This window comes from Mesorhizobium sp. M0051, assembly GCF_040323235.1.
Classification (GTDB): Bacteria; Pseudomonadota; Alphaproteobacteria; order Rhizobiales; family Rhizobiaceae; genus Mesorhizobium.
Map to the genome: position 1 here is coordinate 56,655 of NZ_JAMYUT010000035.1, position 11,741 is coordinate 68,395.

Consider the following 11,741-nt stretch of genomic DNA (forward strand, 5'->3'; position numbering starts at 1 on the left):
CTGCCTTACCCTCCCCCTTGTGGCCCACAAGGGGGAGGGTAAACTCACTCCGCCGGCCGGTCCGCCGGATAAGGCGTCTTGATCAGGATCGCCATGCCGAGCCCAAGGAACAGCGCGATCACCGCTATGCCGAGGCGCGCCGAGCCACTGGCCAGGGTGACGGATGCGACTATGAACGGCGCCAGGAAACTGGTCGCTCGCCCGGCCAGCGCATAAATGCCGAAATAGCGGCCGGATTCGGCGGCGGTAACGCTGCGCGCCATGTAGGAACGCGACGACGCCTGCACCGGCCCGAAAGCCACGCCAATCAACAGGCCGAAGAAGATGTAGGCCTTTTCCGCCGCCGTACCGAACAAGCCGCCACTGTCTGGCCCGGGCATCATCCAGAGGCCGAACAAAGTGTAGCCCGGTCCGGTCGAGACGATGCCGATCGTGGCGATGCCGAGCAGGACCAGTGAGATCATCACGATGGTTTTTGAGCCAAGCGCCGTGTCGAGACGCGCCGCAACCAGGCAGCCGAAGATGGCGACGACATTGAGAATGATGCCGAAAATGCCGATCTCGGTGATCGACCAATGGAACATTGCAGCCGCAAACGTACCACCCAGCGCCAGCAGAGCGTTGACGCCGTCCTGATAGATCATGCGGGCGACAAGGAAGCGGAAGATACCGCTGCGCTTGCGCACCTCGCTCAGTGTTGCTTTCAACTCAGCCAACCCCTCTCGCACCGCCGGGCCGATCGGCAGTCCCTTGAGGGCGTCGGGCGTGAAAAAGAACATTGGCAGGATGAACAGGAAGTACCAGCCGGCCGACAGCGGCCCGGTGGCGCGGGCGTCTTCGCCGAGCTTCGGATCGAGCCCGAACAGCGGGTCGATGCCGATGATCGTCTTGCCCGTCTCCGGCGAACCGGCCAAGCAGGCGACGACGAAGATCAGCGCGATCATGCCGCCGAGATAACCAATCCCCCAGGCCATGTTGGAGATCCGGCCGATCTCGCTCTTCGGCACCAGGCGCGGCATCATAGAATCGTTGAACACGGTCGAAAACTCGGCCGCGACCGACGCCAGCGAGAACAAGAACACGACCAGGAAAAGGTTCGAACCGGGAGCCGCGAACCAAAGCAGGCTAAGGCTGGTGACCTTGACCGCGGCGAAGAACGCGATCCACGGCTTGCGTGGACCGGTCTGATCGGCGATCGAACCTAGGATTGGCGACAGCACGGCGATGACCAGGCCCGCCGCGGCGATGCCATAACCCCAGGCCGCCTGCCCAGTTTCCGGATCGCTCGCCATGCGTGAGACGAAGTACGGCCCGAAGATGAAGGTGGTGATGACCGTGAAGAACGGCTGCGCGGCCCAGTCGAACAGCATCCATCCCCAGATACCACGTCCAGACGCACGCTGCACTGCCTCTACCGCCATGATGATCCCCTCGGCCGTGCCCGTATCGGGCGCCATGTCTGCATTTTTCCAGCATTCATGCAAATATCACGCATTGCGTGCCCTCATGGCTCTGCCGGCGTCGCGAGATAGGTGCCAGCATTGCGGCCATATCCCTTCCCTCGTCGCTATGCGGGTAGAAGGTCACGACGGCCGGATGAAAACAAACCAACTCACATCCCCGTCAAATCGCTCATCAACCCGGAAGCGACGGACAGCCGCGACACGGTAATGTCGCCGCCTTCGGTCAGCGCCTGCAGCCGCTCGCGGATGCGCGCCACCCGCTCGCCGCCGGCTTCCAGCCAGGCCGCTACCGGATCGGCTGCCTTGGCATGACCGGTGAGTGCCGCCACCGCGATGCCGCGCCGCGCGGCACCTATCGTGTCGGTGGCGCGCGAAAGCGCCAGCTGGTCGTAATAGTCCGAGGGCGTGATCGAGCGTGCCGCGTCCTCGACACGCGGGATGCGGAAGGCATCGCTGACGGCGAAGAATGCCGTGGCCGCCGCGACGATGTCGGCGCCGGCGGTGCGCGCCGTCAACGCGATATCGGGGATGAGTTCCGCCACCTCGCTCAACGCCAGCTGCGCGGCCAGCCGTTCCGGCGCGCCGCTCTTGAACAGCCCGTGCCGCTTCTCCTCGATCCGCTCGCGCGAGAAGGCCGGCAGCAGCGAAACGAGCTTGGGCTCCAGCGACTTGCGGGCTTCCAGCAGTTCGGCGATGCGCTGGCCAAGGGCTGCCGTGCCGGCATCGTTCTTCAGATACCAGCCGCTGGTCACATAGATCAGGCGGCTGACCATCTGATAGAGATCGAGCTGCACCTGGCCATCGATCTGGTTGTCGAGCGCGTCGATCTCGCGATAGAGCGCCGGCAAGGCAAAGCCGTCGCGCACCACGGCGAAGGTGCGCACCACGTCGGCGGCGGTGCGCCCCGTGGCTTCCTGCAGCCGGTTGACGAAGGAAGGGCCGCCGCGATTGACCAGATCGTTGACGACGACCCGTGTAATGATCTCGCGGCGCAGCCGGTGGCCGTGGATTTCGGCGACATATTTCTTCGCCATGCGATCCGGGAAATAGCCCATCAGGTCGCGGTCGAAATGCGCGTCGTCCGGCACGTCGCTGGCGACGATGTCGGAAAACAGCACGATCTTGGCATAGGCGAGCAGCACGCCGAGCTCGGCCCTGGTCAGCGGTTCGCCGCGCGCTTCGCGATCGGCAAGCGCCGCCGGCGACGGCAGCGTCTCGACGGCGCGGTCGAGCAGGCCGCGCGCCTCCAGCGCCGTCATGAAACGGCTCTGATGCGCGATGTCGGCGAGGCCGCGCTTGCGGGCGATCGAAAGCGCCAGCGTCTGCTGGTAGTTGTTGGACAGGACAAGTGAGCCGACCTCGTCGGTCATCTCGGCCAGCAGCTTGTTGCGTGCCGAGCGCGTCAACGATCCCTTGCGCATGGCGGACGCCAGCGCGATCTTGATGTTGACCTCGACGTCGGAGCAGTTGACGCCGCCGGAATTGTCGATGGCGTCGGAATTGCAGCGGCCGCCATTCATGCCGAACTCGATGCGCGCGCGCTGCGTGACGCCGAGATTGGCGCCCTCGCCGATCACCTTGGCGCGCACGTCCAGCGCGGTGATGCGGATAGCATCATTGGCGCGGTCGCCGACCTCGGCATTGGTCTCGGTCGAAGCCCGCAAATATGTGCCGATGCCGCCGAACCACAGAAGATCGACCGGCGCCTTCAGGATGGCGGTCATGATCTCGACCGGCGTGGCGGTCGTCTTGCCGAGGCCGATCGCTGCTGCCGCTGCCGCCGGCAAGGAGATCGACTTCTGGTTGCGCGAGACGATGATGCCGCCTTCCGACAGTTTGGTCTTGTCGTAGTCCTGCCAGCTCGAGCGGGGGAGCGCGAACATGCGCTCGCGCTCAGACATCGACGCGGCCATGTCCGGATCTGGATCTATGAAGATGTCGCGATGGTCGAAGGCAGCAATCAGCCGGGTCTTCGGCGACAACAGCATGCCGTTGCCGAAAACGTCGCCCGACATGTCACCGACACCGACGACAGTGAAAGGCGAGGTCTGGATATCGCGGTTGATCTCACGGAAATGCCGCTTGACGGCTTCCCATGCGCCCTTGGCGGTGATGCCCATCTTCTTGTGGTCGTAGCCGGCCGAGCCGCCGCTGGCGAAGGCGTCGTCGAGCCAGAAACCGTGCTGCTCGCTGATGGCGTTGGCGGTATCGGAGAAGGTCGCCGTGCCCTTGTCGGCGGCAACCACGAAATACGGATCGTCCGGATCGCGGCGCACGACGCCGGCCGGCGGGATGACACCCTCAAGGCCGATATTGTCGGTGATCGACAGCAGGCTAGAGACGAAGTTCTTGTAGGCCGCGGTGCCGGCCTCGAAGATCGCGTCACGGCCGGCGGTCATCGGCAGCTTCTTCGGGTAGAAGCCGCCTTTGGCGCCGACAGGCACGATGACGGCGTTCTTGACCTGCTGCGCCTTGACCAGGCCGAGCACCTCGGTGCGGTAGTCCTGGGCGCGGTCCGACCAACGCAGGCCGCCGCGCGCCACCGGGCCGAAGCGCAGATGCAGGCCCTCGACTTCGGAACCGTAGACGAAGATCTCCCGCCACGGCCGCGGCGCCGGCAATCCGTCCACCGCATACGAATCGAGCTTGATCGCCAGCGACTGGCCTTTCTCTTTCGTATCGGCGACGAAATGATTGGTGCGCAGCGAGGCTTCGATCAGATTGAGATAGCGCCGGATAATGGTGTCGTCGTCGATGTTGGGAACGTCTTCCAGCGCATCCTTGATCTTGGCCTTGAGGTGCTTTGCCGCCACCACGCCTTCGGTCTCGGCTGTCGGGCCAAGCCTGGCGATGAACAGCGCATGCAGGCCGCGCGCGATGTCGGGATAGCGATTGAGCGCGGCGGCGATGAAATCCTGGCTTTGCGGAATGCCAACCTGCTGCAGGTAGCGGCCATAGGCGCGCAGAACGGTGATCTCGCCCGACCACAGGCCCGCGGTCTGGGCAAGGCCATTGTAGCCGTCATTGTCGACGTCGCCGCGCCAGACGGACAAGAACGCGTCCACGAACAGCGCCCCGCCATCGGTCAGATCGATCGGTTTGCCGTAGCTGTTCTCCAGCTCCATGTCATGGATGAAGACCCGGCCGGGGTGATCATCGCTGATCTGGCCGGACTGGCCGTCGCCGACCTCGAAGGTGCGTTCGCTGATGACGCGGAAGCCGATGTTTTCCAGCACCGGCACCCGCCGCGACAGCGCCACCGGGCTGCCGTGGTGATAGATCTTCAGCGCTGCCTGGTGCGGCTTCTGCTCGCCATGGCGATAGTAGTCGATGGCAATCGGATTGCTGGCGCTGATTTTGGCAATCCGCCCGGCATCGGCCAGCGCCACTGCCGCGCTGAACGAATCGCGGTAGCTTTCCGGCAGCCGTGCGGCGATGCTCTTCAACGTCTGGTCGGCACCATTGGCCTCCGCCGCATCTGAAAGCGCATCTTCCCAGGTGCGCACGATGTCGCGGATCGCGGCTTCGATCGTCGCTTGCTCGACCTTCGGCGTCTTGCCGCCGGAACGGCCGATGATGAAGTGCACGCGCGCCAGCCCGCCTTCTGGGAAGGCCGGGTAATAGGCAGACAGCCGGCCTTCGAACACAGTTTTCAGATAGAGGCCGATCTTCTCGCGCACCACGCTGTCGTAGCGGTCGCGCGGCACGAAGACGAGGATCGAGACGAAGCGGTCGAACTGGTCCGCGCGCACCAGCGCCCGCACGCGCGGTCGCTCGACGAGGCCGAGAATGGCGACGGCGTGCTTCCTCAGGATCGGCACCGGCACCTGGAACAACTCGTCACGCGGATAGCTTTCCAGCACATTGATCAGCGCCTTGCCGGAGTGGTCGTGGCGGTCGAAGCCTGACTTGGCGATGATGGTTTCGGCTTTGGATCGCAGGTAGGGGATCTTCATCACCGAGCGCGTGTAGGCGGTCGAGGTGAACAGGCCGACGATGCGCAATTCGCCCGCCAGCGTGCCTTTGGCTGTGTAGGTCTTGACGCCAATGTAATCGAGATAGATGCGGCGATGCACGGATGACTTGGCATTGGCCTTGGTGACGATCAGCGGCTCCGGCCCATGCAGGAAGGCGCGGATCTCAGGCGTTGTCGTCACGGCTTCGGTACCGCGCCTGAGCACCAGCACATCGGGATCGGCGAGGATGCCGAGGCCGGGTTTGTCGGCGCGCTCCAGCGTGCCGCTTTCCTCGCCGCCGGTGTATTTGAACTCGCGCATGCCGAGGAAGGTGAAATTGTCGTCGCGCAGCCACTCTAGGAAAGCGATCGCCTCGGCAACGCTCTTCTTGTCGAGCGGCACCGCCGAATAGCGGAATTCGGAAATCGCCTGATCGAGGCGGGCCAGCATCGGTCTCCAGTCGTGGACAGCGGCATGAACCTGGCCGAGCGTCTTGCGCAACCGCTCGGTCAATCCGCTCGCCTGCTCCGCGGTCAGCCGCGGTATGTGGACATGAATGACGCTCAGCCGGTCGTGGCTGCCGTCATCCCTAGCGAAATTGCCGTCGCCGAGGATTTCGTCCACTCCGTTTTTGCCGTGACGAACCACGATGACCGGATGGGTGACCAGCATCGGTTCGCCTGATGTCTCGGTGACTTCGCCAAGGATGGAATCGAACAGGAACGGCATATTGTCGTTGACGACCGTGATGACGGTCACCGGGCGGGCGTCGCGGACAACGCCGGAATCGGCATCGACCGCGATGACGCACTCGCCTTTTTTGTGAACTGCTATTGCCTGGCCGGCGAGATCGGCGGCGCGTTCGAGATCGGCCATTTCATAAGCGGCAAGATCTTCAGCCGGCGCGCGGCCGAGCAGATAGTCGGCAAGCCTGGCTGGCCTTTCCTCCGCTTTTGTCGCTGCCGTGGTTTTTTTCTTCGGCTTGCTCGCGGATTTCACGCTGGCCATGAGGCACTTCCCTCCCGTCAATGCTTTTACGACTATGGTAGCAGATGACCGCTGTTTGGCGACAAAGGTTTGACGGCTTGCAAAGAAATATCGGAATTCGGCAACAAGACGCCGTCCAACGGAGGAGAAATGACCCATGACCGGCAAAATCACCGCGCTTGACCTTGGCCTGGGAGAACTGAGCGAGGCGACAAAAACCTATTTCGCCAAATGCGAGGAGAAACTCGGCCTCGTTCCCAACGTGCTGCGCGCCTACGCCTTCGACGACAAGAAGCTGCGTGCTTTCACCGACATGTACAATGACCTGATGCTCGCAGACTCCGGCCTGTCGAAGCTGGAGCGGGAGATGATCGCGGTCGCCGTCTCTTCGATAAATCATTGTTACTATTGCCTGACCGCGCATGGCGCGGCGGTACGCCAGCTGTCCGGCGACCCGGCGCTCGGCGAGATGATGGTGATGAATTTCCGCGCCGCCGATCTTTCGCCCAAGCAGACCGCAATGCTCGAATTCGCCGTCAAGTTGACCGAGGAGCCGGCGAAGATTGTCGAGGCCGATCGGGCAGCACTGCGCAAGGCCGGCTTCACCGATCGCGACATCTGGGACATCGCCTCGACCACTGCCTTCTTCAACATGTCGAACCGGGTGGCGGCGGCGATCGATATGCGGCCAAACGACGAATATCACGCCATGGCGCGGTGACCTAGCGGCTGGAGCCCGACAGGTCTTATATTAGCTGTTTCGCATTCTCGTTGCTTGTTTGCCGGTTTGGTCCGATGATCGGCAGGCGGCATGGCCGCATGTCGGTTCGATGCCGCTGATCAAGGAGGAGAACATGGCGAAATTTCTCTACGTCTATCACGGCTCCGGTAAGATGCCGACCGAGGAGGCCGAACGGAAAGCAGCAATGGACGCCTGGAACGGCTGGTACGGCAAGCTCGGCTCGGCCGTGGTCGACGGCGGCAATCCGGTCGGCATGTCGAAGATGGTGCTACCCGGCGGCAAGGTCGAGAACAATGGCGGCAGCAATCCGACCGCCGGCTACACCATCGTCGAAGCGAAAGACATCGACGATGCCATAGCCAAGGCCAAGGATTGCCCGATCCTGATGAACCCGGCCTTCAGCGTCGAGATCGCGCCGATCATCGAGATGATGTGACGGGTTACGACCGCGCCGCGATCGCCGCAGCCGCGCCGGCCATCGTCGTGGCACTGATGCGGTTGGCGATCTTCATGGCGCGCTTGCTCCTGAGGAGCTTGCGCGCCTGTGACGCGGCGAGCACCCAGGCCAGATCGATGGCGACCAGCACCACGGCCATGGTCGCCGTCAGCTCGACCCAGCCGACGACGCTAACCGAAGCGAGGTCGATGATGGTCGGCAACAGCGCCAGGTAGAACATCATGATCTTGGGATTGCCGAGCGTCACCGCCATCCCGGCGAAGAACAGCTTTGCCGGAGAATCCTCGCGCGGCATATCGCCCTCTTTCCCATCGACAGGTGCAGTCCACATCTTCCAGGCAAGGTAGGCGAGATAGGCGACGCCGACCCATTTCACGACAACAAAGGCAAAATGGAATGTCTGCGCCACCACAGCCAGCCCGAATACGGCCAGCGACAGCCAGATGCCCTCGCCGATCCACATCGCAAGCAGGAACGGGAACACGTCGCGAAAGCCTTTCGAGATGACGCGCGCGACGAGCGCCGCGATCGATGGACCAGGCGAGCCAGCGGCGACGAACAAAGCGGCGGCGAAGATCAGGAGCGATGTGAGGTGCATGGACGGGGTCTTTGGTTGAAAGCCTTCGATATCTAACATTAGCGCAAGCGGCCCAGCTGCGGTAGGGCCGACAAGATCACGCTTGTCCGCCTGGAATCTCGCGGCTAGAAAGGCCGCCGCGAAACAATTTTGAGCTTCACTTTGCCTACGTAACCGCCGGTCTCGTCAACTCCCCCGACACACTGCATGACGCTGCATTCGCGGTGTCTGTTTTCATGTTCACGTGTTCCTTAGGGCGGCGGTTCGAGACCGGTTTGGCACTGCTGAACCGCGTCGCGCGGCTCTTGCCCGTGACACCTGATTTCCAAAAACCGCAGTCTACCGCCACGCCGTGTCCGCATGGGCATCTCGACATCGCCGGCCTGATGAACTTCCCGACGGGAAGGGCTTATCGGCATGTCTGGATTTCTGCGCATCGGCTGGGCGATCACGCCCAAAATTGCACCTCGACCGCTCATCACCTGCAATCGCTGCGGCACTGTGAAAGCCTATTGCAGCAGCGGAAAATTCCGCGTCAACGCCAACGGCAAGCGCATCGATGTCTGGCTGATCTATCGCTGCATCGACTGCGACAATTCCTGGAATTTCGGCATTTTCGAGCGCAGCAACCGCCGCGAGATCGGTCCTGCTTTGCTGCAGGCGCTCGAAAGCAACGATCCGGGACTGGCCCGCCGCCATGCCTTCGATGTCGTCGCACTGCGAAACCGAATCGGACGTGTCGAGGAATTTCCCGATGTCGCCGTTCACAAGCACAGGCTTGGCGGCACAAGGGAGACTGCAACCGCGCTGGAGCTCCAGCTTGGCCTCGAAATACCGATATCCCTGCGACTCGATCGGCTGCTCGCCGGCGAACTCGGCATCTCGCGATCACGGCTTCAAGCGCTGGAGGAGCGACGATTGCTAGTCGTTCATCCGGACGGTGCCAAAGCCTTGCGCAAGCCGGCCCGCCAGGGAATGACCATCCGCATCGATCTGGCCGGTGAGGTCGACAAGGACGACATTATGTCGGCTGCCGGTGAATGAACGGAAGAGGGGCGGAGCATTGGTTTGCTCCGCCCCTCTCAACCTTTTGGAAATAGAGAAGCTTATGCCGCGCCGACCGCCTTGGCCGACTTCTCGAAACGCTTGCGCTCGTTCGGGTCGAGATAGAGCTTGCGCAGTCGGATCGTCTTCGGCGTCACTTCGACCAGCTCGTCGTCCTGGATCCAGGCCAGCGCGCGTTCCAGCGTCATGCGGATCGGCGGGGTCAGCTTCACCGCTTCATCCTTGCCGGCGGCACGGATGTTGGTCAGCTTCTTGCCCTTGAGCACGTTCACTTCGAGATCGTTGTCGCGGCTGTGGATGCCGATGATCATGCCCTGATAGACCTTGACGCCTGGGTCGATGACCATCGGGCCGCGGTCTTCCAGGTTCCACATGGCGTAGGCCACCGCCTCGCCCTGCTCGTTGGAGATCAGAACGCCGTTGGTACGCCCCGGCAGTTCGCCCTTGTAGGGCTCGTAGGCATGGAACAGCCGGTTCATCACGGCAGTGCCGCGCGTGTCGGTCAACAGTTCCGACTGGTAGCCGATCAGGCCGCGCGTCGGCGCGTGGAAGACGATGCGCTGGCGATTGCCGCCGGACGGACGCAACTCGACCATCTCGGCCTTGCGCTCCGACATCTTCTGCACGACGATGCCGGCATGCTCCTCGTCGACGTCGATAACGACTTCCTCGATGGGTTCCTGCAGCTCGCCGTTCTCGCCCTTCTGCATGACGACGCGCGGACGCGACACGGCAATCTCGAAACCCTCGCGGCGCATCGTCTCGATCAGCACGGCCAACTGCAATTCGCCGCGGCCGGAGACGAAGAACGAATCCTTGTCGGGCGATTCCTCGATCTTCAGCGCGACATTGCCTTCGGCCTCGCGCAGCAGGCGGTCGCGGATAACGCGGCTGGTGACCTTGTCGCCTTCGGTGCCGGCCAGCGGACTGTCGTTGACGAGGAAGGACATGGTCACAGTCGGCGGATCGATCGGCTGCGCATGCAGCGGCTCGCTCACCGCCGGATCGCAGAACGTGTCGGCAACGGTACCCTTCGAAAGGCCGGCAATGGCGACGATGTCGCCGGCCTGGGCCTCTTCGATCGGCTGGCGTTCGAGGCCGCGGAAAGCGAGGATCTTGGAAATACGGCCGGTTTCGACCAGCGTGCCGTCATGGTGCAGCACCTTGACCGGCTGGTTGGACTTCAACGTGCCTGATTCAATGCGGCCGGTGATGATGCGGCCGAGGAACGGATTGGCTTCCAGGATGGTGCCGATCATGCGGAACGGGCCGGGATGCACGGTCGGCGCCGGCACATGCTTGATGACGAGATCGAACAGCGGCGCCAACTGCTGGTCCTTCGGTCCTTCCGGATTTTCGGAAACCCAGCCGTCGCGGCCTGAACCGTACAGAATCGGGAAGTCGAGCTGTTCATCGGTGGCATCGAGCGCTGCGAACAGGTCGAACACCTCGTTGACCACTTCGACATGGCGGGCGTCTGGGCGGTCGATCTTGTTGATGACGACGATCGGTTTCAGGCCGACCTTGAGCGCCTTGCCGACGACGAACTTGGTCTGCGGCATCGGCCCCTCGGCAGCGTCCACCAGCACGATGGCTGAGTCCACCATCGACAGGATGCGTTCGACCTCGCCGCCAAAATCGGCGTGGCCGGGGGTGTCGACGATGTTGATGCGGGTGTCCTTCCAATCGACCGAGGTCGCCTTGGCCAGGATGGTGATGCCGCGTTCCTTTTCGAGGTCGTTGGAATCCATGGCGCGTTCGGCGACGCGCTGGTTGTCCCGGAAGGAGCCGGATTGGCGGAGCAATTGGTCGACGAGGGTGGTTTTTCCATGGTCGACGTGCGCGATGATCGCGATATTACGGATTTTCATGTTCTGGTCTCGGAAGCGTTGCAGGCAGCAGGCCAAAAGGCGCTGCCTCTTTCGGTTGCGCGGCTCATACAGGGTTTTTCGCAGTTGCGAAAGAGGAGGCGCGCCACCAAATACTCATCAAATCTTAAGCATCTGCGTGTGAGATGATTCTGTTAACCAAGGCGGGAACCTTTCCGGGCCCGGGCAGTTCGAGCATCATGACCGACAAACTCAACCGATTTTGGCCGCTCATCGCATCCGCAGCCTTTGCAATCCTGCTGGCCGCCAACGCCGCGCAGTCGGCTGCTACGCTGCGCGAGACGCCCCCCGTTGCGCAGTCCGGCACGCAGACAGCCGAGCAGGTCTTCGCCGACGCACCCGACGGGGTCGACCCGATGGTGACCGGCCCGGTCAGCGCCTCCTTCAAGCAGAGGCAGGACACCGCCAACTGCGACAGCGCCGTCTGGCCGAACATTCCAATGGTCTGCTACCCGGACTAAGAGGGCGCTTCACCCCCGCCCCGTCTCGGCAGCTTCGCTTTGCGAAGCCGCCGCGCCGACCCTCCCCACAAGGGCAGGGGAATCGCATATGAGTAAGAGTAAGTCTTGCGTTGAGTGGAAAGGTTGATTCTTTAGGGGCCTTCT

Annotated in this window: 8 protein-coding genes; 4 read left to right on the forward strand and 4 right to left on the reverse strand. The window is 62.8% G+C overall.

Going from position 1 to position 11,741, the window contains the following annotated elements:
- Positions 1 to 44: 44 nt before the first annotated feature.
- A complete protein-coding gene (locus tag NKJ90_RS28070; RefSeq protein WP_031261222.1) occupies positions 45 to 1,421 on the reverse strand; it encodes an MFS transporter in 1,377 nt (458 codons plus the stop codon).
- A gap of 191 nt (positions 1,422 to 1,612) precedes the next feature.
- Positions 1,613 to 6,427, reverse strand: coding sequence for an NAD-glutamate dehydrogenase (locus NKJ90_RS28075; RefSeq protein WP_352487329.1), 4,815 nt, complete (start codon positions 6,425 to 6,427; stop codon positions 1,613 to 1,615).
- A gap of 136 nt (positions 6,428 to 6,563) precedes the next feature.
- Between NKJ90_RS28075 and NKJ90_RS28080 the strand changes: the two genes are divergently transcribed.
- Together NKJ90_RS28080 and NKJ90_RS28085 are read left to right on the forward strand one after the other, a co-directional pair.
- Positions 6,564 to 7,127, forward strand: coding sequence for a peroxidase-related enzyme (locus NKJ90_RS28080; protein WP_023762532.1), 564 nt, complete (start codon positions 6,564 to 6,566; stop codon positions 7,125 to 7,127).
- A 133-nt stretch (positions 7,128 to 7,260) separates the two neighbouring features.
- Entirely contained in the window at positions 7,261 to 7,584 is a 324-nt protein-coding gene (locus NKJ90_RS28085) for a YciI family protein (RefSeq protein WP_031261223.1), read from the forward strand.
- A 4-nt stretch (positions 7,585 to 7,588) separates the two neighbouring features.
- Here NKJ90_RS28085 and NKJ90_RS28090 read toward each other — a convergent pair whose 3' ends face one another.
- Positions 7,589 to 8,203 (reverse strand): LysE family translocator, encoded by a 615-nt coding sequence (locus NKJ90_RS28090; RefSeq protein WP_023762534.1) that lies wholly within the window; start codon positions 8,201 to 8,203, stop codon positions 7,589 to 7,591.
- A gap of 396 nt (positions 8,204 to 8,599) precedes the next feature.
- Between NKJ90_RS28090 and NKJ90_RS28095 the strand changes: the two genes are divergently transcribed.
- On the forward strand, positions 8,600 to 9,226 hold the full coding sequence (locus NKJ90_RS28095) for a DUF1062 domain-containing protein (protein WP_023762535.1): 627 nt from the start codon (positions 8,600 to 8,602) through the stop codon (positions 9,224 to 9,226).
- A gap of 62 nt (positions 9,227 to 9,288) precedes the next feature.
- Here the strand turns inward: NKJ90_RS28095 and typA are convergent, their stop codons facing one another.
- Positions 9,289 to 11,118: a translational GTPase TypA gene (typA, locus tag NKJ90_RS28100; RefSeq protein WP_352487331.1), complete on the reverse strand. Its 1,830-nt coding sequence runs from the start codon at positions 11,116 to 11,118 to the stop codon at positions 9,289 to 9,291.
- A gap of 197 nt (positions 11,119 to 11,315) precedes the next feature.
- Here typA and NKJ90_RS28105 point away from each other — a divergent pair, with 197 nt between their 5' ends.
- Complete coding sequence (locus tag NKJ90_RS28105; protein ID WP_245266849.1) at positions 11,316 to 11,597, forward strand: hypothetical protein; 282 nt, start codon at positions 11,316 to 11,318, stop codon at positions 11,595 to 11,597.
- The last annotated feature ends 144 nt before the right edge of the window (positions 11,598 to 11,741 follow it).